The organism is Legionella moravica DSM 19234 (assembly GCF_000423305.1).
Lineage (GTDB): Bacteria > Pseudomonadota > Gammaproteobacteria > Legionellales > Legionellaceae > Legionella > Legionella moravica.
This window is the reverse complement of sequence record NZ_AUHS01000019.1, coordinates 69,210-90,500: the sequence shown is the minus strand read 5'-3', so window position 1 is coordinate 90,500 and position 21,291 is coordinate 69,210. Positions and strand designations below refer to the sequence as shown.

Here is a 21,291-nt window from a genome sequence, read left to right as displayed (position 1 = left end):
ATGCGGGTTAATTAATCATTATAAAGTACAACCGAAACATGACCAGTGACCTAAGTACCTATCGCCTTATTTAGCAAAACAAGCACATTCACATCCTGAGAAATCATTGATATTCTTATCTACACTCTACTTGCACTTTAGGAACCCATTAATCATGCCAACCCATTCAATAGACCAGTTTTTTACATCCAGTTCATTTGCAGTCATTGGGGCCTCTTCAAATCGTGACAAATACGGTAATAAAGTATTGCGGTGCTACATTCAGCATGGGAAAAAGGTGTATCCAGTAAATCCCCATGAAGCACAAATTGAAGGTTTGGCGGTAGTATCCAATATAAGTGAGTTGCCTGATGATGTACAAAGTATCTCAATCATTACTCCACCCCCAATTACTGAGCTTTGTGTTAATGAAGCCATTAATAAAGGAATTAAAAATATTTGGATGCAACCTGGTGCGGAAAGTGAGCGAGCTATAGACAGTTGTAGGATAAATCAAATAAATGTTATTGCTAAAGGCCCCTGTATTTTAGTAGTACTAGGTTATAAAGAGTAAGAGGATGACGAGATCTGATCACGGCTGTCCCATTAAAAAAATGACGTCTTTCCGAGCGTAGCGAGGAATCTCCTGCAAGGTTGCACGATCCCATTAAAATGCGGCCATTAAAATCATATCAGTCGAAATGATATAAAAATCTAGGTACATCTTCTGATGACATCATTAAATTCCTTGTAAAAAAAAGAGTTTAAAAGGTAATGATAATTAATGCATTAATTCAGATTGTGCCAATTTGCAGGAGATTCCTCGCTACGCTCGGAAAGACGTCATTTTTTTAATGGGACAGCCGTGGAGATCTGATGGTTCATGAAATAAGCCTGGAACCAGCATGATGTTCCAGGCTATCAATGCATATTATCCTGAAAAAGGATCGCGTAAAATAATGGTTGAATCCCTTTCTGGCCCAGTAGATAACATATCGATTGGAATACCTAATAACTCTTCTATTCGCTTTAAATAAGCTATGGCGTTAGCAGGAAGGTCACTCATCACGGTCACATCAGCTGTTGTCTCGTGCCAGCCAGGCATTTCTTCATACACTGGAACAAGTCCTTCAAAATCATCAGCAGCTTGTGGCGGACGTGATAGTAAATTACCGTTACTGTCTTTGTAATTGACGGCAATTCGCAGAACATCCAGACCATCAAGAACATCGAGTTTAGTAATACATAAACCGGTAATACTATTTAACTCAATTGAACGTCTCAATAATACAGCATCAAACCAACCACATCGTCTCGGTCTTCCGGTTACTGCTCCAAATTCCTGTCCACGCTCTGCAATTTGCTTACCTACCTCATCAACAAGTTCTGTAGGAAAAGGGCCACCACCAACACGAGTTGTATAAGCTTTGGTAATACCTAAGACGTAATCAAGATATCTAGGGCCAAATCCTGCGCCATTAATTACTGAACCAACACAGGTATTTGACGAGGTCACAAAAGGATAAGTCCCATGATCGATATCAAGATATACTCCCTGCGCTCCTTCAAATAAAATATTATCACCCTTTACTCGATGTTCATGCAAACAGGCTGACACATCGCAAACCATAGATCGCAGTTCTTCAGCCCAATGCATGGCCTCATCCAATATTGGCTTTAACTCTACCGCAGGTTGTTTAAAATATTCCGTTAAAACAAAATTATGATAGTCCAGCAAGCTTGTTAGCTTTTGAGTCAATCGCTCAGGATGAAATAAATCACTTACCTTGATTGCACGACGGGCTATTTTATCTTCATAAGCAGGCCCTATACCACGGCCCGTTGTTCCAATAGCTGAATTCCCCATATGTACTTCGCGGGCTTTATCCAAAGCGACATGACAGGGAAGAATTAATGGACAAGCCATACTGATTCGTAAACGATCTCGTACATTAATTCCTTTCTGTTCGAGCTCATTCATTTCCGCTAGCAAAGCCTGAGGTGATAAAACGACCCCATTGGCAATATAACAGGTTACATGAGGTCTGAGCATGCCAGAAGGTATTAAACGAAGTACCGTTTTCACCCCATTAATTTTCAATGTATGACCCGCATTGTGACCGCCTTGATAACGGACAACCACTTGTGCATCCTGTGTTAACAAATCGACAATTTTACCTTTGCCTTCATCGCCCCACTGTGTACCTAAAACAACAACATTCTTACCCATGATCCACTCTTAGTCTGCAAAAGCTGATTGATCTTGAACCCGATTTCAGCAAAATCGGACATTATAATTAATTTTTAGCAGCTACACCATCATTTTTTGGCATGGCGTGTTTAAAGTAATCAAAAAACGAACTGCTTTGATCCAAAACCAAAATATCTTTTTTATTATTAAAACTACCTTCATAGGCAATTAAACTTCGATACAAAGCAAAAAACTCTTTGTTTTGACCGTAAGCCTTAGCGTATATCGCTGCCGCTTCCGCTTGTCCAATCGCACGGGTCCGTTGGGCATTACTTTTCGTTTTCGCCAGTAAGACCATAACATTAGCATCAGCTTTAGCTTGTATTTCCTCAGCCGCAGCTTGCCCATCAGCGCGATGTCTGTTTGCAATTTTCTGCATGTCGGCGCGCATGCGTTGATAAATCGCATTGCTGGTATTAGCAGGAAGCTCTATGCCTTTAATACGAACGTCAACTACATTAATACCCAATTCACCTGCTTGTTTTTCAGCCGCATTTCGTAGTAATTCCATGACGTCTTCACGGCCACCGGAAACAGCATCTGAAATGGTACGTTTACCAAATTGGGCACGTAATAAAGTATTCAATTGTTGTTCCAACAGCGTTTCAGCCTTAAATTCATTACCCCCTGTGGATTTAAAATATTGTGCTAAATCAGCGATCTGCCATTTAACATAATAATCAACCATCACATCCTTTTTTTCTTTAGTCACTATTCGAGTAGATTTGATGTCCATAGTCTGTATACGAGTATCAAAAATGCGAACGCTTTCAATAAAAGGGGTTTTAAAATGCAGTCCTGGCTTAAGGACTTTCACTTTGTCGGTCTGAGCATCTTTTACCAGCCTGCCTAAACGTAAAATAATTCCTTGTTGCCCCTGAGTTACAGTAAAGACACTGGTCAACAATAAAACTAAAATTAAAAATAAAACAATACCGATGCTTGTCTTGGTAGCATTCATAATTAATCCCTCCCTTGACTGTAAGTAGGTCTGGTGAGATCTCGTCCAGAAAGTATTAAACTGTCATTATCATTAGCACTATTCACAGTACTGATTTTGCTCTTTGTGCTATTGGTTTGAGTAGCATTCTGGTTGCCAATGATTTTATCCAAAGGCAAATAAAGCATATTGCCCGATTTACTGTCGACAATAATTTTAGTACTGCTGTTCAATACCTTTTGCATGGTCTCAAGATACATACGTTCGGACATAATTTGTGGTGATGCAACAAATTGAGGAAGTAGAGCTAAAAATTCGGCAACCTCTCCCTGAGCACGTAAAACAACTTGTTTTGAATAGGCCTCGGCCTCCTGTTCAATACGACTGGCATTACCCTCAGCAATAGGAATTACCTTAGCCGCATAGGCATAAGCCTGTTCTTTAAATCGTTTTTCATCTTCCTGAGCTTTAATGGCATCATCAAAGGCATCCTGCACACTCTCAGGTGCGCGGGCAGGTTGAGGAGATACGTTAACAATTGAAATTCCTGGCTTGTATATATCCAGTGTTTTCACCAAAGTATCCTGCACACTATTTCCCCAGATTTCCCGGCCTTCAGTGATAATCTGATCCAGAGTAGTCGTGCCGACTACCTGTCTTAACGCACTGGAGGTGGCTTGCTGCAGGCTCTCTTCAGGATTTGCAACATTAAATAAATACTGCTGTAAATCACTGATCCGGTATTGTACAGCCAAAGATACCGCTACCAGATTTTCATCACTGGTCAACATCTGTGCTGAGTATGAATAATCCATAACCCGATCAACATTCATGACGATTTTGGATGAAATTATTCTTGGTATCCAATGAGGTCCTGGGCCTACGGTCTCAACATATTTACCAAATCGCAAAATGACCGCTTGTTCCGCAGGATCGACAATAAATATTCCAGAAAGAACCCAGAGGATAAAAGCAATCAGGGCGACTATCATCGCCAACAAACCACCACTTGATCCACCAGATGATTGATTTTCGGATGAACCATTGCCTCCAAAAAAAGTGTTCTTCAATTTTTCATGAATACGCTTTAAAGCCTCATCAAGATCTGGAGGCTGATTTTTACCCTTCCATGGATCCTTGCCTTTTTCTGGCTCATTCCACCCCATGTACCACTCCTAACATGTTTAAAGAAAGCTAGAATTCTATGGGGTATATCAAGTTTAAGCAAGTAGATACTGTTTCAAGATTTATTATTTAAGTTCTGCTGCAAATAGAGCCATGCCCATAAACTGACATGGCAACACCACTCAAATTCGATTTGCCAAAGGCTTATCCTGAGCTTCATTATCAAAATCATCTGGCATATTAAATTTTGGAAACATTTCGTTATAGATGATCCCGGTCCGGCTTTTAGGATAAGTTTTTGAGTAACGCTCAACTGCTCCCCAATCACTGCGCCCCTCTGCTATCATCCATCGCATAGTACTCCAGAAATTAGGTAGCAGTTGGTTTTCATAAGCTTGTTTATAGCGTCTCACGAATTCAGCATAGAGTTTTAGAGGATCGTGTTCTGTAGACAAATTAGCACTTGCAGCAGTTTGTAATGGCTCATTTGAGCCTTGAGCAACTAAGGTATTGCTGTATTTTCGAATAACCAACTCCTCAACCAAAAAGGCTGCAGAACAAGGGCTACCTAGAAGATGACGAATCGAACTTCCCCAGGAATGATCAGCGTAAACAATACAATGTAGTGCACTTTCTGTAAGATGGCATCGATTGACAAAGGGATCGACAAGGTCCGGTTTGTCTTCCAGATAACGGTGTACAGCCTTTAATAAAGTAACACGATTATTACGTAATAAAGTACGCATGCTTTCATTACGAGGAGGTTCGGCGCCATGACATAATAAAACAGCCACACCTCGAAGAGCATCTCCCTTTCCTTCATTCTTTGCAATACGCACGCACAACTCTTCAATTGCAGTATGACCTGTTTTTTTATCTTCAAAATAATGATTATTTTCTGCATCAAGATTGAGTTTCTCTACTGGAAACTCCATTAACGCTTCCAATGCATTAATTTTACCCAAACGGGAAGCCAACAAAACAGGAGTATCTTTCATAACTCCCATAGGATTTGAGAGGTTCGCTCCTTCATGAGCTAATAATCGAACTCCATCGGCATAATCCAAAACAACAGCCTGATGAAGTGGTTGAAATTTTGCCTGAGCATTTGATCTGTTGGTTACCGCATGAATATTAGGATCTTTGACCAGAATATGGATAAGTAATTCTGGATTTTTGGTATCTATTGCCAATGAAAGCAGCGTATGGCCTTCATTATCCCGTTTATTCACATCAAACAGGAATGATTGTAACTCTGAGGCCAATTCTTTGGCCTTTTCTCTCAAGGCATTAAGCGCACTGATTACATTGACAGTAATGTATTCGACCAGTGAACAATTCATTTTATCGGCTTGTAACAAATGGAGCGCCAATAGAGTTTTTCCTGAAGTAATAGCCTGGTGTATGGGTTCACCAACATTCACATTACTGGATAACTCCAGAATCACATCGATTTTATCCATCAGTTGTATTGGAGGTTCTGCTGCTTCAGGATCGTTCACAGGTTCTTGATGCTGTTCAATCAAATAATTTAAAACAGTCAATTGCGAGCCATTGGGTAACCAAAAGAGCCTTTGAAGATAATTCTTATCCTGTTGTAATTTGCGAAGGATATAAGCTCTGAATTCCTCCAGACTCAATCCAATTACTTTGTTCATTTCATCTCTAAAATCCATATCGTACATCCCTCTCTATAGCGCTTCTAATGATTCACCGCTCGAACATCGATATTACACAATGGGCAATTGAAGTTCAAACGGGGCTTACAAAACAGGCACAGTACCTTGAGTATTATAATATCCAGTTCCTTCTATATTGTGCTTACTTTAGTTCTGTCAGAACAAATATCAACTCTTTTTAATATTGTCTACAACATCCTGATTTAAATGCTCGGCGATCAGCGTCATCAGCTTCACTGCATTATCATAATCTCGTTTATCAAAAATACCGGCGTGCTGATGTGCATAACGAATAGGAATGCCAATATTTACTACAGGAACACCCGAACCGGAGGCTTGAATTTTTGCTCCATCCTCACCATATCCAGGCTCCACTTCAAGCTGTAAGGGAATATAATTCTTATTAGCCAGTTCAATAACCCATTCAAGCAGCTCCTGATTGGGAATCATTGAATGATCGTATACAAATACGCTGGGGCCTTTTCCTAAAAATATACGGTTTTTACGCTCTGCAAGCAGAGCAGGATAATCATCAGCTATCCCCACTTCAATGTTAATTGCCACGTCAGGATGTGTCGCCTTATAAACAGTACTGGCTCCGCGTAATCCAATTTCTTCTTGCACCGTTGCCGCAACATACAGCTGATTCGGTTGTTGTTTCTGTTTCAATAACTCCAGCATATCGGTAATTGAAGCAAGACCGATACGATCATCCAGTGCTTTAGCCAAAAATCGATGACTGCTTAATCGACTAAACTCACTGATTGGTGTCACTTCAAGCCCAGGACGTATACCAAACTCTTTTTGCGCCTGCTCCTGGCTCTCCGCCCCTATATCCAAAAACAAAAAGTTCATATCAGGAGATCCAAGCATTTTCTTATCTCCTAACAGATGAGGCGAATCCATGCCAGAATAAGCTAAAACAGGACCTTGCGCAGTGGTGACTGTCCAGCGCTGGGCATAAATAACTGAATTAGCAATCCCCCCCAAAGGAACTACTTTTAAAAATCCCTCCGGAGTAATGGATTCGACCATAAAACCAGTTTCATCCAAATGTGCCATCAACAGTAATTTGGGACCATGCTGGTTGTTTTTGCGCCCAATCAAGTTGCCCATTCCATCCACCTTTAAATCAGTTAATAAAGGTTGCCAATTCTTTTGCATCGCCTGTCGTACAGGCTTTTCAAAGCCTGAAGCACCAGCGATTTCGGTAAGATGTGCCAACAAGGGCATTTCGGATGCGGCATTTACAGCCAAAGATACAGTGAAACCACTGATTAGTAGTAGTTTTCCAAACATGTCACATCCCTATTGTTTAATAAAAATCAAATCCCATACTCCATGCCCCAAACGCTCGCCCCGTAATTCAAATTTTGTTAGTGGCCGCGAATCAGGCTTTGGTGAATATCCCCCGTTGTCTTGCTGATTTTTTAATGCAGGTTCTGCAGTTAACACTTCGAGCATATGTTCGGCGTACTCCATCCAGTCTGTGGCGCAGTGTATGAAGCCGCCTTTCCTGATTTTTTGGACTAACAGCCGAATAAACTCGGGTTGAATCAAACGTCGCTTATGATGGCGTTTTTTGTGCCAGGGATCTGGAAAAAAAATTTGTACCCCTGCCAGAGAATCATCTGCTAGTTGAGTTTGGAATACCTCTACAGCATCATGAGCCATTATTCGGACGTTAGACAACTGATGATCATGCAAATCAGCTACCAGACTGCCTACACCTGCTTTATGAACCTCGATACCTAAATAATTTATTTGAGGATTGGATTTTGCCATAGTTAATAACGATGTACCCATGCCAAAACCAATTTCGACAACGGTATCCGCAGCTCGATTGAATTCTTTTGATAAATCCAGGGGTTCGTTATCCATGGTTATCTCAAAATCTTTAAGCCACAAATCCAATCCTTGCTGCTGGCGATTACTCACTCGTCCTGCACGCAGAACATAACTTTTAATCTTACGATGCATCGTTAAAACTCAATTCAAAAGCATCGAATTATACTGATTTTGTTTAAAACTTCTACCAAGCTTCCTCATTCAACGTTTTTTTGATAAATTAAAAGAAGCAATAGCTCATTTTACGTTATGATTCGCTACACTCTATTGAGTAAAAATAAAAAGAATCGTTTTAAACGATTTAAGCGAGCCCTGCTGATTGTCTCAAATATTGGGTTTTAATTAGCAGAGTGAAGTAAAAATTATTGCAATATTGGAGTTTTTTTGTTATAAAACCGCTCTTGTATTTCACATCCGGCTATTTTGTTTAACGAAAGCCCCGAATTTTACAAAGACGAACACAATATAGAACCTATTTGGAGTAACAGAATGTCTAGAGTATGTCAGGTAACTGGCAAGCGACCCATGACTGGTAACAAAGTGTCGCACGCTAACAATAAAACTAAAAGACGCTTTCTGCCCAACATACAGAACCACAAGTTCTGGGTTGAAGAAGAAAATCGATTTGTCTCATTAAAACTGAGTACTAAAGGTATGCGTATTATTGACAAATTAGGTATTAAAGCAGTTCTGGATCAAATCAGAGCTAAAGGCGAGAAAGTATAACTCAAGGGGATAAGCCATGGCAGCTGTTACTGTAAAAGTCAAAATGGAATCCACAGCAGGAACTGGATACTATAAAACAACAACAAAGAACCCACGTAACCATCCTGAAAAGATGGAACTTATGATGTACGATCCAAAAGTACGCAAGCACGTGCTCTTTAAAGAGAAAAAAGTAAAATAATTGCTTTAGCCCCATATCTTATGGGGCACTCTTTCTTCTTCATTACTTAAAATAAATCCAATCTGTAACATTTAATTATTAATCTGTTCATTTAGTTAATGAAATCAAATAATTAAGCATGGTAATCTTCAAATTAAGCACGGCAAACACTGGATAATCCTTACGGATCGTTTAAACTGATAGTTAATAGCAGTGAAAACAAAGAGGATTTGCATGAAACCGTCATTACAACTTAGTATTGGCCAACATCTCACGCTAACACCACAGCTACAGCAAGCAATAAGACTGTTACAATTATCAACAATAGATTTACAACAGGAAATTCAACTGGTCGTTGAATCAAATCCCATGTTGGAAGCAACTCCTGTTGAAGAAAAGGAAGAACCACGCCAGAATGCTTCTGAACAACAAAATAATGATGAATTTACTGATTTTCAATGGTCTCAACTCTATAACAATTTAAGCAAACGCAATAATTTTGATGACAACGATTATAATTTTGACAACTTGCATTGCACTACAACCAATTTACAGGATCATTTGCGCTGGCAACTTGACCTCTCGCCTATGAGCGATATTGACCGAGTGATAGCAACAACCATCATTGATGCGATTAATGACGACGGGTTCCTCTCTATGTCCATTAATGACATCCATGCAAGCTTGAATAGTGACGATTTTCCTCTGGATCTGGATGAAATTGAAGCGGTGAGACACAGAATTCAACTTTTTGATCCCGTGGGTTGCGCATCAACCGGTTTGTCAGAAACACTATTGATTCAACTGGAACAACTACCATTAGATACAGGCTATTTAACAATTGCGAAAAAAATTTTGCTGGAAGACATCGATCTGCTCGGCCAGCATAATTACAGGCAATTGATGAAAAAATATCAAATCAATGAAAAAATTATTGATGAAATTCTACAGATTATCCACAGATTGAATCCTAAACCTGGCAATTTAATCCATCAGGATATTACTGAATACATTATTCCCGACTTGATAGTCAAAAAAGCAGACGACCAGTGGAAGGTTATTCTCAATCAAACCGTTTTGCCTCATTTGAGTATCAATAATCAATATGCTGCATTAATTCAAAGAGCGGATAACAGTAGTGATAACCAATATTTAAAAAATAATTTACAAGAAGCCCGCTGGTTTTTAAAAAGCATCCAAAGCCGTCAGGAAACTCTGCTCAAAGTTGCTACCTGTATCGTAGAGTACCAAAAAGGATTTCTGGAGTTTGGTGACGAGGCGATGAAGCCTCTAATCTTGAATGATGTAGCGGCAGCCTTGGATATGCATGAATCAACTATATCCCGAGTGACAACTCAAAAATTTATGCATACCCCCCGAGGCGTGTTCGAGCTAAAGTACTTTTTCTCAAGCCATGTAAACACCGATGCTGGAGGAGAGTGTTCCTCAACAGCAATACGTGCCATCATTAAAAAATTAATTTTGGCAGAGAATAGGAAAAAACCGTTAAGTGATAGTAAAATCGCTGAATTAATTGCTGAGCAAGGCATTCAAGTCGCAAGAAGGACTGTTGCAAAATATCGCGAAGCCATGGGGATAGCCCCATCTAATGAACGAAAAGTAATTCGTAGTTAATTAATTATTCAACTGAAGGAGAGCCTTATGCAAATCAACATCACTGGACATCGATTGGATGTTACTCCTGCACTCAGAGCATTCACCGAAGAAAAATTTGAACGGCTTGAGCGTCATTTTGAACACATCACTGCAATCAATGTAGTATTTGATGTCGAAAAACTGAGACAAATTGCAGAAGCCACTATTTTAGTAACAAAAGGTGAAGTGCATGCAAGTTCTGAATCTGAAGACATGTACGCAGCAATTGATACTCTTGTTGACAAATTGAATCGACAACTGGTGAAACACAAAGAAAAAATACTGGGTCTTAGAGATCATAGAGAGTAAATTTTAATATTCCCAAGGCACACCATCGCAATTTAGAGAAGCGATGATGTGCCTGTTTCACTTCAAACAAGCAAATATCACCTGTTTCTTCCTGAGAACTGTGTTTTTAATGAGTCTAATCTATACCTGACGCCTGAGTCATGATACATTGTAGACGCTATGATAAAGACTAAAATTACCATTATTAATAAATTGGGTTTACACGCCAGAGCTTCTGCAAAATTTGTCTCAACTGCGGCAAGATTTCAAAGCCATATTGATGTAACCAAAGATTCGCAAACCGTTAATGGAAAAAGCATAATGGGTGTGATGATGCTCGCCGCCAATAAAGGCAGTGAGTTAACACTTGAAATAGACGGACCTGATGAGTCCGCCATGAATGATGCTTTAGTCCAGCTAATCAATAACTATTTTGGCGAAGGCGAATAACTGGACCACTACTGGCCAGTTATTTACTACCCTCTCGTCGTTGCTTTCTCTTTTTTTGTACGTATATTAAAGTTAAGACAGGTCCTGATAAAGCATAAATAATAAAACCTCCGAACAACACTATGGACGGATTCAAAGCAATAGCTACAAAAAGGATAATCAAAACCAATACATATAAAAATGGAACTTTACCCTTAAAATCCACTTCTTTAAAACTGTAATATCGCAAGTTACTCACCATCAGCACGGAAGCAGATAGAGCAAATACAGCAGTTAAAATGGAGATGAATAAATTCTGCCACTCATTTTGAAAACAAATCCAGGCAAAAGAAGCCATCACTGCAGCAGCAGGAGGACAGGGAAGTCCCTGAAAATAACGCTTGTCTGCCGTTTCCAGCTGAGTGTTAAAACGTGCCAGGCGTAATGCGACAGCAGCAGTGTATACAAAAGCAACAAGCCACCCAAACTTGCCAAGCTGGCTCAAAGTTAAATTATAAAGCAGCAAAGAAGGCGCCACGCCGAAGGTCACCATATCAGATAAACTGTCGTATTGCGCTCCAAACTCTGTTTGGGTATTCGTAAGACGTGCGATGCGTCCATCAAGCCCATCAGCTATCATTCCAACAAACATCGCAATAACCGCCGCTTCATATTGTCCCTTCATTGAGGAGACCAGAGAATAAAATGCTGCAAATAAACTGGCAGTGGTTAATATATTTGGCAACAAATAAATCCCAGAATGATGTTCTTTTTTCATTCGCAATCAAACCTCATTAATATCAAAATCATGGACATGCTATCATAAATGGAGCAAAAACTACTATTGAAAACCATTTTTAAGCCGTTAATGAAAATAAAATACGACAAAATTGATAAATATCCACGCGCCATGAACGCGATGATGTTATACTTAACATACTGTATTTATAATGCATAGATTTATGGCCGATCGAAAAAAGAAAACAATTGTTATTGAAGGAGTGACCTCCCAAGGAAAAACATTTCGTCCGCGTGACTGGGCTGAACGGATGAGCGGGTCAATGGCGAGCTTTAAAAACAGTCGTATCTATTATTCGCCACTCTTACAGCCCAGCGTAAACAGCGAAGGGTATAATTGCGTTTTACTTGATCCCAAATTAAAAGAATCAAGCCCTCAGGTATATCAATCGATCATGGATTTTGCCAAAGCAAATAACCTGAAGATCTGTGGAGAAGAAGAGTAATCCTCTATTCAGGGCAACCGATAAATTGCGCTATTTCAGCCAGATGAGATAAATAGAGAACCCGGATCTAATAGCCTTGGCTGGCTTTTACCGCTAAAGTCCAGGTAAGAAATTTTTCCAATAAATAATTGATCATGGCAATGGTATTATCAAAGTTCATAGCAAATATTCCTGCAATAATAAAAGCCAATCCTTTTGGCCCTTCCTGAGTCCCTGGCTCGCTGGCATGAATTATCAGTACACAACCTCTGATAAACCATATTACCCCTGCAGTACGAATGATCAAACCCATTGAGCTGTAAATATTGGGTGTCGGAGGCGGAGAATAGGTTAATACATTACCAACCCCGAAAGCCGTATTGGCCATAGTATGAATGACTGTAGGAATGTAGATTAAAGCAGCTCCAAAAGCCAGATACATCAAGGGAGTATACATTTTTTCCTGAGAGGAAGATTGGGCCCTGTGATCGCCAATTTTTTTAAATTTTCCAATTGCTTTCATTACAAATAAAATGCCCAATAGATAAGCTCCCCCAGAGATTAATCGCTGCACGGGATAGAGAGATTGGCTAAAATTGCCCAATATTGTTATTAAATCTATCGTAGTCATATGTTAATTATATGTTCTTAGCTCTTGCAATGCATAATTTTTCCCCTATATTAAGCACTTTATATTAAAAGTTGATATACGTCATGCAAGTAACGACATTTCCTATTACCCTTGAGGAATCATTTATGATTTCTCCTAAAGTAAAACATTTTATTTTTAAATGTGATTTAACCCCGCCCTTTTCTTACTTACCGGGTCAGTTTATTACAATTCACTTTGAGCGAGATGGTAAAAGTTTAAAACGCAGTTACAGTATTGCTAACGCCCCTGGACAGGATAACCGTATTGAATTTGCAGCTGGATATTTTGAGGGCGGTCCTGGCACTGAATTATTATTTAATTTAAAAAAAGGTGACACAATCAATATAAATGGCCCTTTTGGCCGGCTTATATTTAAAGACGAACTGCCTGGTCGATACATTTTAGTAGCAACCAGCACTGGAACTACTCCATACCGAGCCATGCTTAAAGAGTTAAGTCAACGTCTGGACAATAACCCGAATCTGCAAGTCGTTATCTTGCAAGGTGTTCAACGAAGAGAGGAAATACTTTATGCCGATGAATTTCGAAATTTTGCCAAGTCCTATCCTCAAGCAACTTTTAGGCCCTATTTAAGTCGCATAGAGCAACATGAGTTACAAGAGAATGAATTTAAGGGTTATGTGCAACATGCATTTCCCGAACTTAATTTAAATCCAGCTCAGGATGTTGTTTATTTATGTGGAAATCCAGGTATGATCGATGATGCTTTTAATTATTTAAAAGATCATGGTTTTGCAATGCAGCACATTATCCGTGAGAAATACATTTCACGCTAAAATGCTATGTCTTAATGCCGTTTCCAATCAAAAGAAATGGCAACAATCCGTAATCGAGGAGAATAATACATTATGAATTATGAAGAACTGTCCAATACGATGGAACAAATGCTACAGGATGGTAAAGGTATATTAGCTGCTGATGAGAGTAACAGTACTATAGGGAAACGTTTTGCATCAATTAACACAGAGAATACCGAGCAAAACCGTAGAGACTATCGTTTGTTGCTGGCGACAACTCCTGATTTGGAACAATACATCAATGGAGTAATCCTGTTTGAAGAGACCTTTCATCAAAAGGATGATGCAGGTACTCCTATAGCCGAGTTATTTGCCCAAAAAGGAATAGTTCCCGGAATTAAGGTAGATAAAGGACTGGTTGATTTGCCGAACACGGAACAAGAAAAAGTGACACAAGGTCTGGATGGTTTAACCGATAGATTAGTTGAATACAAAGCCTTGGGGGCCAAATTTGCCAAGTGGCGAAATGTTTATACCATATCCGAGCATACACCCAGTTTAACCGCTATAAAATCCGGTGCTGAAAATCTCGCTCGTTACGCAGCAGCCTGTCAAGCCGTGGGTATCGTTCCAATAGTTGAACCTGAAGTATTAATGGACGGAAATCACAGCATTGAGCATTGCGCAGAAGTGTGTGAGATGGTATTACATGAATTATTTCATGCATTATTCATCCATCAGGTTGAATTAGAACTTATTATTTTAAAACCCAGTATGGTTACTTGTGGTAAAGAAGCAAAACCATTTAGTGATCCCGATGAAGTAGCCGATTTTACAATCAATGTATTTCGCAATAATGTTCCAGCATCTGTGCCAACCATTAACTTCTTATCTGGCGGCCAGACTCCCCAACAGGCAACAGCGAACTTAAATGCAATGAATACCATTGGCCATCAACCTTGGTTATTGAGCTTTTCATTTGGTAGAGCCTTACAGGAAGATTGTTTGAAAGCTTGGGCTGGAAAAAAAGAAAATACAGCCACAGCTCAGGAAGCATTACTCAAAAGAGCCCGTTTAAACAGCATGGCGTGCCTCGGAGAGTATCAAAGCGATATGGAGTAAACTCACTCAAGGTAGGTTGGGCGTTTCGTCCAACCTACCTTTAAAACACAACAAAAGCGGTATCAGGATTTTGAAAGTAACTCAAAACGCGCATAAAGAGGCAAATGATCAGACAACATCCGCCAGGGCTTCCCCTGCAAACAGGCAACCTCTTTTACTTTCATGCCCCTAAAATACACTCGATCAACACATAATGCGGGCTTAATGGCTGGAAAGGAACGAGCATGCTGCCCTTCTACTGTCACAAAAGCCTCCTCTATGCCTAAATCCTCAGCCAATGTTTTAGAAATGATCGTACGCCAATCATTAAAGTCCCCAGCCATCAATAATGGCTCATCGTGGGGAACCATATCCTCAATACGCTGCATCAAGGCCTTACATTGTTCAGCACGCTCTGCTTTAAATAACCCTAAATGAATACACAATAAATGAAGCGTAACACTTCCAATATTCAATTGAGTATGCAATATCCCTCTGGAGGCTCTATTGATGGTTGAAAGATTAATACTTTCAAAGCGCTCAAAAGGATATTTACTTAAAATGGCATTTCCATGATGACCTGATTGATATACTGCATTTTTTGCATAAATATAGTGAGGCCATATGTTTTCAGCGATGTATTCAAATTGAGGGGTATCAGGCCAGGAATTAATTCGCCTTTCGCGTCGTCGATGTTTTCCCTGAACCTCTTGCAAAAAAACAAAATCTGGATTTAAGCCTGTAATCGCCTCCCTCATTTCCGGAAGCAAAAAACGAACGGCACCAACTCCAAACCCCTTATGAATATTGTAAGTTATCAGCGAAATGTCGGTTTCACCTTGTTGCATTTTAGCTATACCCTTAGGTTTATAATCCAAGCATAACATCAACCTGACAATAAAAATAACGTGTTCTTAAAATTATAGCGCTTAGAATAAAGTATTAGTACCGTTTACTGTAGAGAAATGGCTGGATTTACATCACTACCCATGAGGTTATATGCTATAAATAAAATAAACAATGAAGATGGCACATGAACTCACTTGAACTCAGCATCCCAGGATTAACTATAGCGTGTAAAGTCTGGGGGAATCCTGAAAATCCACCCGTTATTGCACTTCATGGTTGGTTGGATAATGCCAATAGCTTCGATAAGTTGGCACAATACCTTCATCATGATTATTATTTTATTGCAGTCGATCTTCCTGGTCATGGGCATTCATCGCACCTTCCCATAAGCAGCAATTACCATTTTATTGATGGAATCTTCACGATAATTCAGATCCTGGACTCTCTAAAGCTGAATAAAGTTCATTTATTAGGTCACTCAATGGGCGCATGCCTTGGAAGTCTCGTTGCCGGTGTGGCTCCTGATCGGTTCTTATCATTAAGCTTGATTGAGGGATTAGGCCCTTTTTCTTCACCTGAAGAATCTGCATGCAAACAATTATCGAAATATCTGGAATCTCTTACTCAAAAAGAAACAAAAAAAATAAAGGGATATCCAGAATTTGATAGAGCCGCATTGGCACGTGCTCTAAAGGGTTACGTGTCATTAGATATAGCAAAATCTCTATGTGAGCGTGGGGTAAAAGAAGATAAGGGAATTTATTATTGGCGACATGACCGTCGATTATTGGATCCCTCGCCGCTACGCATGACGGAACAACAAATTCTTTCCTGCCTGAAAAACATCAAGGTAAAGACCTGTTTAATTTGGGCAAGCAAAGGATTTTCGTTTGATTCAGCTCAGATGCAAAAACGAATTAAGGCAGTTAAAAATTTAAAAATTGAGCATCTGGATGGAGGACATCATATACATATGGAAAAGCCAGAAGCTGTAGGAACGCTTCTGGCTGAATTTTATAGAATGGAGTAATTAATTAACTTCAGTAAAGCATGATTGATAGTTGATTGTCACTTCACTCAATGATTTTTTAATATCATCTAAATTGTAACCAAGGTCTTTGGCTGCACTTAACATACCACAACCACCTTCATCGAATGTTGAATAAGGTGTCCAATAATCCATATTTGCTTTTACCATCACGTCAAAAGCTTTACGAATATTCCATTCAGGTTGATTGGCCAGTATGTAGAACAAGTGATTAAATACACCGCTGGAGTAATGCACGTCCAGACCACCATAATAATCATCAGCAACGTCAATAGACCGACCATCACGACTTGGTTTGTCCATATAGCGTAATGCATCATAACCACTGTCTTCTTTCATGATTTCAGGGCCAATTTGCCAGCTGCTCTTACCTACAGAATAGTATTCTGCTGCCTGAGCTGCCATATCAGAAAAGGCCTCGTTCATACCGCCTGACTGACCGAAATATTCCAATCCAGAATGTTGTTCAGTAAAACCATGGCTGATTTCATGCGCACCGACGCCAAGTGAAACCAATGGGTACATCATCGTATCACCATCACCAAAGGTCATTTGTTTTCCATCCCAGTAGGCATTTTCATAGCCATAACCGTAATGAACCCGCATAACCAATTGCATTGGAGAACCATCTGATTTGGTTAATGCTTCAATACCATACCAATCATGATACATGTGCTTGATTACATATCCTGCATATAATGCATCATTTGTTGGAGAAGCTGCTCCATTGTCTCTATCATACCCATCGGCTGAATAACCGGTATAATAAACATTGGATTGGTCGGATGGATTGGATTTACAAGAGAACTGCATTGGCTTGTTGGCTGAGTAGTATTTATGACCCATGTCCACTACTTTAACATTGGTATTTTCCATAAAACACATTTCAACAGTGTTATCACGGCTTATTTCTAATAAAGGCAAATCTTTACCAAACTGGTACTCACCAATTTTACGATTACCACCAAAGCCAATTCCGCTCACAGGAGACACTCCAGTCTTCACATCATCCCATTGAACAAAAGGCTTGTTGGTTTCAGCATCAAGAATTGCTGTTGGGCGCTCAGGAATTCTATCGTCATGACTTACAAACACACTCACCTTATAAGCCCAGTGTGCATTATGTTTGTCGTCAATATAAACCATAGGGGTAACCTGTTCTTCGCTTACCCGCTTATTAGCGTATTTATTCTTGAATTGGAGTAATGCTGCTTTAGAGTTTTTAACAAAAGAATCTTTTGGCTGACCGAGTTCCGCCTGCAAACCTTGATAAACCACGCCATTCATTTGAACATCCGCTTTAGCATTGGCTAACATCTTGGCTGAATGGGTGCTGTGCATAATGGCGTAACCACCAAAAACAGGGAAACCAGCATAGTGTTGTTGCATGCGAACGTGAGTAACTTTATTGTTATCTGTATGTTGTTTTATAAATTGTAAACTATCAGTAGCAACCGCAGAGCCTTTTAAAGCACCAGGCGTGGATAATTGAAATTTTTGCTTAAGCTCAGCAATAGAAGATTTTTGCAGAGGCATAGGTTCTGCTGCTTTTACTGGTGAAGCAATACCTAAAGCTAAGGCAACAGCCAGAGGTGACAGATAATAATTTGGGTGCATTGATTCTAACTCCTTAAACTTGATTCGCATGTGACAACTCTTCCTGGAGCGCCCATGTTGTTATATAACCCCATAATTTTTCAGTTATATCGCCAAAGTACCGCTGAAACAGGATACTTTGGAAGCTTGTGCTGCGTTAAAACTTCCAAATCAAGGATGATCCAAACTTGACTTATACCGAATGAGTTATTAGGCTCATCCAATACAAGCCTGTTTTAATTAACTTATTGAAATAAAACACTAATATTTTAATTACAACAGGCAATAAGCCAACTTAGTTTTTTTCAAAATGTAAAAACATCTCTCCAAACGCTTCAAAGCTAGCATAGTTTTAACATTTTGGAAATTAATATTTATGGGGTGATAAAATAATTCAAAATTAAAGCATAGAAGACGATTTGTATACAGTTTGGCGAGGCTTTGAAGAACGAATAAAATGAAATGCTGCCGCATTGTTCAAAGACAGAGTGCTTGCGTTATAACAAATCATCCTGATTTATTTCATTTTTATAAGAACCTGCTCGGGCGTCACTTTATCACCCTTATGACACAATACTTCCAAAATCTCGCCATCCCGAGTAGCTTGAATCTCGGTTTCCATTTTCATTGCTTCAATTACCAATACGGGTTGTCCACGTTTCACCAAATCGCCTGCACTGACGTGTACCGCAACAATGGTCCCAGGGATGGCTACAGTGATGTCATTTGGACCTAATCGGGTTTTAGCCGATGGGGTAGCGATGTCCTCAAACTCAGCACGTTGAACAACGACTTCTTCAGGAACTCCATCAACCCATAAAAAGCAGGATTGTTGTCCCTGTTCTGCTGTTCCAAACCCAGCAACCTTTACATGATAACTTTCACCATGAAAGGCGATATCAAACTCTGACAATGCTTTTTTGTCTTTAGAACCTGATTCAGGTAATAAAGGCTCCGGAACCAAAACATTATTTTTACGTTGTTCCAAAAATTGACGACCAATCTCTGGGAACATGGCGTAGATCAATACGTCTTCATCACTCAACGCCAGTTCAGCAATTTCTTTGCGTAATTGAACTATTTCATCAGGCAGCAGGTCAGCGGGCCGTACATCAATTACATCAGTATTCCCAATGGCTTTTTTGCGTAAGGCTGGACTAATTTTTCCAGGAGCCATGCCGTATTTACCCTGACAATACAATTTCACCTCATTGGTAATCGTTTTATAGCGTTCCCCAGTGAGAACATTAATGACGGCCTGGGTTCCAACGACCTGAGAAGTTGGCGTTACCAAAGGGGGATACCCCAAGTCCTTACGTACTTTAGGGATTTCCATATGAACCGCATCAATTTTATCCAGCGCATTTTGTTCTTTTAGCTGACTGTATAAATTGGAGATCATACCACCTGGAACCTGATAGAGTTGAACGCGAGGATCGGTGTCTCTGGCTTCGCTTTCAAACTGAGCATATTTTTTGCGAACTTTCTTAAAATAATCATCAATTTCCAATAAAAGATTCAGATCAAGTCCAGTGTCATACTCAGTGCCTGCAAATGCTGCAACCAATGCTTCTGTAGGAGGATGAGATGCTCCTCCGGAAAAGGAAGAAATGGCGGTATCAATATGATGGCATCCTGCAACTACCGCTTCATAATGACAGGTCGTAGCCAATCCAGAGGTTGCATGACTGTGCAAATGCACAGGCAAATGGGTCGTTTCCGATAAAGCATTAAATAGCTCTACTGTTGCGGATGGGGTCAACAAACCCGCCATATCCTTTATGGCAATGCTGTCACAGCCCATTTCTGCAAGTGATCGCCCCAGATCGACAAAATTTTTGAGCGTATGGACAGGGCTGGTGGTATAACAAATAGTTCCCTGCGCATGCTTCTTCAGCAATTTAACTTCATCAATTGCAACCCTTAAATTTCGAGGATCATTAAGCGCATCAAAAATACGAAAGACATCAACACCGTTATGTGCTGCAGATTGGATAAACGCCTTAACCACATCATCAGCATAATGCCGATAACCCAACAAATTTTGGCCTCGCAATAGCATGGATAATTGTGTATTGGGCAGAGCATTACGAAGTAAACGCAAACGCGCCCATGGATCTTCCTTTAAAAAGCGCAAACACGAATCAAAAGTTGCCCCACCCCATACTTCCATAGCCCAATAACCAACCTGATCCATCTTGCGGCAAACAGGCAACATATCCTCAGTACGCATCCGTGTAGCAATCAAACATTGATGGGCATCACGAAGAGTAACGTCTGTTATATAAGTCCTAACCATAAAGTTATCTCAAATATAAGTCTATGAAAAAACAATAACATAAACCAGGCAACAGGACACCTCGTAAATACTTAACTCATATAAATCCAATAACCAGGAGGGTTCATTTGCAGTAACTACCCTACTTTTAATAATGAAGCTAACATGCGGAGATCTTGCCGATATCCTCGAAGATATATAGACAAATTCTCCAAGATAGGGCAAAATCTGCCAAACTCGGACTAGACTGAAGTCTAATGAAAAAAATTCTTGTTCTACATGGCCCCAACCTAAACCTTTTAGGTACTCGAGAACCATCGATTTACGGTGCGACTTCATTAAGTCAAATCAATGCTGATTTGCTCAATGAAGCAAACAATTCAGGCATTCAGTTAACTTGCTACCAAAGCAATTCCGAAGGTGCGTTGATTGACGCAATTCATCAGGCAAGCAGTGACAAAATTAACTATATAATTATAAATCCCGCAGCATTTTCCCATACCAGTGTGGCATTACGCGATGCGCTTAGTGCGGTTGCCATACCGTTTATAGAAGTTCACATCAGCAATATTTACACTCGTGAAACCTTTCGTCATCATTCCTATTTTTCTGATATAGCAGTAGGTATTATCAGCGGTCTTGGGGCGCAAGGTTATTTATTAGCATTAAAAGCAATTATTCAAGAATTACAGTAGAGAGATTAAA

At 39.8% G+C, this 21,291-nt stretch carries 22 protein-coding genes; 11 read left to right on the top strand and 11 right to left on the bottom strand.

Annotated features, from left to right (window positions below):
* The first annotated feature begins 154 nt into the window (after positions 1 to 154).
* On the top strand, positions 155 to 553 hold the full coding sequence (locus G543_RS0105720) for a CoA-binding protein (protein ID WP_028383689.1): 399 nt from the start codon (positions 155 to 157) through the stop codon (positions 551 to 553).
* 357 nt (positions 554 to 910) lie between these two features.
* On the opposite strand, the gene G543_RS0105715 is transcribed toward G543_RS0105720, so the two are convergent.
* The 6 genes from G543_RS0105715 to trmB form a co-directional block, all read right to left on the bottom strand.
* Positions 911 to 2,209 carry an adenylosuccinate synthase gene (locus tag G543_RS0105715; protein WP_028383688.1) on the bottom strand — a complete coding sequence of 433 codons (1,299 nt, stop codon included), beginning with the start codon at positions 2,207 to 2,209 and terminating at the stop codon, positions 911 to 913.
* A gap of 67 nt (positions 2,210 to 2,276) precedes the next feature.
* A complete protein-coding gene (gene hflC / locus G543_RS0105710) occupies positions 2,277 to 3,191 on the bottom strand; it encodes a protease modulator HflC (protein WP_028383687.1) in 915 nt (304 codons plus the stop codon).
* 2 nt (positions 3,192 to 3,193) lie between these two features.
* Positions 3,194 to 4,336, bottom strand: coding sequence for an FtsH protease activity modulator HflK (gene hflK, locus G543_RS0105705; RefSeq protein WP_028383686.1), 1,143 nt, complete (start codon positions 4,334 to 4,336; stop codon positions 3,194 to 3,196).
* A 141-nt stretch (positions 4,337 to 4,477) separates the two neighbouring features.
* Positions 4,478 to 5,971: a Dot/Icm T4SS effector AnkC/LegA12 gene (ankC, locus tag G543_RS0105700; RefSeq protein ID WP_028383685.1), complete on the bottom strand. Its 1,494-nt coding sequence runs from the start codon at positions 5,969 to 5,971 to the stop codon at positions 4,478 to 4,480.
* A 171-nt stretch (positions 5,972 to 6,142) separates the two neighbouring features.
* Entirely contained in the window at positions 6,143 to 7,273 is a 1,131-nt protein-coding gene (locus G543_RS0105695; protein WP_028383684.1) for a M42 family metallopeptidase, read from the bottom strand.
* Positions 7,274 to 7,282: 9 nt separating this feature from the next.
* Positions 7,283 to 7,954, bottom strand: a complete 672-nt coding sequence (gene trmB / locus G543_RS0105690) for a tRNA (guanosine(46)-N7)-methyltransferase TrmB (RefSeq protein WP_028383683.1) — start codon at positions 7,952 to 7,954, stop codon at positions 7,283 to 7,285.
* Between the two features lie 357 nt (positions 7,955 to 8,311).
* Between trmB and rpmB the strand changes: the two genes are divergently transcribed.
* The 5 genes from rpmB (at position 8,312) to G543_RS0105665 (ending at position 11,102) form a co-directional block, all read left to right on the top strand.
* A complete protein-coding gene (gene rpmB / locus G543_RS0105685) occupies positions 8,312 to 8,548 on the top strand; it encodes a 50S ribosomal protein L28 (protein WP_028383682.1) in 237 nt (78 codons plus the stop codon).
* A gap of 16 nt (positions 8,549 to 8,564) precedes the next feature.
* Positions 8,565 to 8,729 (top strand): 50S ribosomal protein L33, encoded by a 165-nt coding sequence (gene rpmG / locus G543_RS0105680; protein WP_006872450.1) that lies wholly within the window; start codon positions 8,565 to 8,567, stop codon positions 8,727 to 8,729.
* Between the two features lie 213 nt (positions 8,730 to 8,942).
* The gene (locus G543_RS0105675; protein ID WP_028383681.1) at positions 8,943 to 10,343 is read left to right on the top strand and encodes an RNA polymerase factor sigma-54; all 1,401 of its coding nucleotides are present in this window, start codon (positions 8,943 to 8,945) and stop codon (positions 10,341 to 10,343) included.
* A 27-nt stretch (positions 10,344 to 10,370) separates the two neighbouring features.
* On the top strand, positions 10,371 to 10,673 hold the full coding sequence (gene hpf, locus G543_RS0105670) for a ribosome hibernation-promoting factor, HPF/YfiA family (protein WP_028383680.1): 303 nt from the start codon (positions 10,371 to 10,373) through the stop codon (positions 10,671 to 10,673).
* A gap of 159 nt (positions 10,674 to 10,832) precedes the next feature.
* Positions 10,833 to 11,102 (top strand): HPr family phosphocarrier protein, encoded by a 270-nt coding sequence (locus tag G543_RS0105665; protein ID WP_028383679.1) that lies wholly within the window; start codon positions 10,833 to 10,835, stop codon positions 11,100 to 11,102.
* A 19-nt stretch (positions 11,103 to 11,121) separates the two neighbouring features.
* Here G543_RS0105665 and pssA read toward each other — a convergent pair whose 3' ends face one another.
* Positions 11,122 to 11,859: a CDP-diacylglycerol--serine O-phosphatidyltransferase gene (gene pssA, locus G543_RS0105660; RefSeq protein ID WP_028383678.1), complete on the bottom strand. Its 738-nt coding sequence runs from the start codon at positions 11,857 to 11,859 to the stop codon at positions 11,122 to 11,124.
* 184 nt (positions 11,860 to 12,043) lie between these two features.
* On the opposite strand from pssA, the gene G543_RS0105655 reads away from it, so the two are divergent.
* Positions 12,044 to 12,325: a DUF3579 domain-containing protein gene (locus G543_RS0105655; protein ID WP_028383677.1), complete on the top strand. Its 282-nt coding sequence runs from the start codon at positions 12,044 to 12,046 to the stop codon at positions 12,323 to 12,325.
* Between the two features lie 67 nt (positions 12,326 to 12,392).
* Here G543_RS0105655 and G543_RS0105650 read toward each other — a convergent pair whose 3' ends face one another.
* Complete coding sequence (locus G543_RS0105650) at positions 12,393 to 12,935, bottom strand: hypothetical protein (RefSeq protein WP_028383676.1); 543 nt, start codon at positions 12,933 to 12,935, stop codon at positions 12,393 to 12,395.
* An 83-nt stretch (positions 12,936 to 13,018) separates the two neighbouring features.
* Here G543_RS0105650 and G543_RS0105645 point away from each other — a divergent pair, with 83 nt between their 5' ends.
* Both G543_RS0105645 and G543_RS0105640 read left to right on the top strand, forming a co-directional pair.
* Positions 13,019 to 13,753, top strand: a complete 735-nt coding sequence (locus G543_RS0105645; RefSeq protein WP_028383675.1) for a ferredoxin--NADP reductase — start codon at positions 13,019 to 13,021, stop codon at positions 13,751 to 13,753.
* Between the two features lie 72 nt (positions 13,754 to 13,825).
* Positions 13,826 to 14,836: a class I fructose-bisphosphate aldolase gene (locus G543_RS0105640; RefSeq protein ID WP_028383674.1), complete on the top strand. Its 1,011-nt coding sequence runs from the start codon at positions 13,826 to 13,828 to the stop codon at positions 14,834 to 14,836.
* A 62-nt stretch (positions 14,837 to 14,898) separates the two neighbouring features.
* Here G543_RS0105640 and G543_RS0105635 read toward each other — a convergent pair whose 3' ends face one another.
* Positions 14,899 to 15,663 carry an endonuclease/exonuclease/phosphatase family protein gene (locus G543_RS0105635; RefSeq protein ID WP_028383673.1) on the bottom strand — a complete coding sequence of 255 codons (765 nt, stop codon included), beginning with the start codon at positions 15,661 to 15,663 and terminating at the stop codon, positions 14,899 to 14,901.
* 185 nt (positions 15,664 to 15,848) lie between these two features.
* Between G543_RS0105635 and G543_RS0105630 the strand changes: the two genes are divergently transcribed.
* Positions 15,849 to 16,694, top strand: coding sequence for an alpha/beta fold hydrolase (locus tag G543_RS0105630; RefSeq protein ID WP_028383672.1), 846 nt, complete (start codon positions 15,849 to 15,851; stop codon positions 16,692 to 16,694).
* Here G543_RS0105630 and proA read toward each other — a convergent pair whose 3' ends face one another.
* Together proA and oadA are read right to left on the bottom strand one after the other, a co-directional pair.
* Complete coding sequence (proA, locus tag G543_RS0105625) at positions 16,695 to 18,329, bottom strand: zinc metalloprotease ProA (protein WP_028383671.1); 1,635 nt, start codon at positions 18,327 to 18,329, stop codon at positions 16,695 to 16,697.
* 496 nt (positions 18,330 to 18,825) lie between these two features.
* Positions 18,826 to 20,607 carry a sodium-extruding oxaloacetate decarboxylase subunit alpha gene (oadA, locus tag G543_RS0105620; protein WP_028383670.1) on the bottom strand — a complete coding sequence of 594 codons (1,782 nt, stop codon included), beginning with the start codon at positions 20,605 to 20,607 and terminating at the stop codon, positions 18,826 to 18,828.
* A 236-nt stretch (positions 20,608 to 20,843) separates the two neighbouring features.
* Between oadA and aroQ the strand changes: the two genes are divergently transcribed.
* Complete coding sequence (aroQ, locus tag G543_RS0105615) at positions 20,844 to 21,281, top strand: type II 3-dehydroquinate dehydratase (RefSeq protein WP_028383669.1); 438 nt, start codon at positions 20,844 to 20,846, stop codon at positions 21,279 to 21,281.
* Positions 21,282 to 21,291: the final 10 nt, after the last annotated feature.

Coding starts and splice junctions, on each gene's coding strand:
- G543_RS0105720 (WP_028383689.1), top strand. CDS start 155: ATGCCAACCCATTCAATAGACCAGTTTTTTACATCCAGTTCATTTGCA.
- G543_RS0105715 (WP_028383688.1), bottom strand. CDS start 2,209: ATGGGTAAGAATGTTGTTGTTTTAGGTACACAGTGGGGCGATGAAGGC.
- hflC (WP_028383687.1), bottom strand. CDS start 3,191: ATGAATGCTACCAAGACAAGCATCGGTATTGTTTTATTTTTAATTTTA.
- hflK (WP_028383686.1), bottom strand. CDS start 4,336: ATGGGGTGGAATGAGCCAGAAAAAGGCAAGGATCCATGGAAGGGTAAA.
- ankC (WP_028383685.1), bottom strand. CDS start 5,971: ATGGATTTTAGAGATGAAATGAACAAAGTAATTGGATTGAGTCTGGAG.
- G543_RS0105695 (WP_028383684.1), bottom strand. CDS start 7,273: ATGTTTGGAAAACTACTACTAATCAGTGGTTTCACTGTATCTTTGGCT.
- trmB (WP_028383683.1), bottom strand. CDS start 7,954: ATGCATCGTAAGATTAAAAGTTATGTTCTGCGTGCAGGACGAGTGAGT.
- rpmB (WP_028383682.1), top strand. CDS start 8,312: ATGTCTAGAGTATGTCAGGTAACTGGCAAGCGACCCATGACTGGTAAC.
- rpmG (WP_006872450.1), top strand. CDS start 8,565: ATGGCAGCTGTTACTGTAAAAGTCAAAATGGAATCCACAGCAGGAACT.
- G543_RS0105675 (WP_028383681.1), top strand. CDS start 8,943: ATGAAACCGTCATTACAACTTAGTATTGGCCAACATCTCACGCTAACA.
- hpf (WP_028383680.1), top strand. CDS start 10,371: ATGCAAATCAACATCACTGGACATCGATTGGATGTTACTCCTGCACTC.
- G543_RS0105665 (WP_028383679.1), top strand. CDS start 10,833: ATGATAAAGACTAAAATTACCATTATTAATAAATTGGGTTTACACGCC.
- pssA (WP_028383678.1), bottom strand. CDS start 11,859: ATGAAAAAAGAACATCATTCTGGGATTTATTTGTTGCCAAATATATTA.
- G543_RS0105655 (WP_028383677.1), top strand. CDS start 12,044: ATGGCCGATCGAAAAAAGAAAACAATTGTTATTGAAGGAGTGACCTCC.
- G543_RS0105650 (WP_028383676.1), bottom strand. CDS start 12,935: ATGACTACGATAGATTTAATAACAATATTGGGCAATTTTAGCCAATCT.
- G543_RS0105645 (WP_028383675.1), top strand. CDS start 13,019: ATGCAAGTAACGACATTTCCTATTACCCTTGAGGAATCATTTATGATT.
- G543_RS0105640 (WP_028383674.1), top strand. CDS start 13,826: ATGAATTATGAAGAACTGTCCAATACGATGGAACAAATGCTACAGGAT.
- G543_RS0105635 (WP_028383673.1), bottom strand. CDS start 15,663: ATGCAACAAGGTGAAACCGACATTTCGCTGATAACTTACAATATTCAT.
- G543_RS0105630 (WP_028383672.1), top strand. CDS start 15,849: ATGAACTCACTTGAACTCAGCATCCCAGGATTAACTATAGCGTGTAAA.
- proA (WP_028383671.1), bottom strand. CDS start 18,329: ATGCACCCAAATTATTATCTGTCACCTCTGGCTGTTGCCTTAGCTTTA.
- oadA (WP_028383670.1), bottom strand. CDS start 20,607: ATGGTTAGGACTTATATAACAGACGTTACTCTTCGTGATGCCCATCAA.
- aroQ (WP_028383669.1), top strand. CDS start 20,844: ATGAAAAAAATTCTTGTTCTACATGGCCCCAACCTAAACCTTTTAGGT.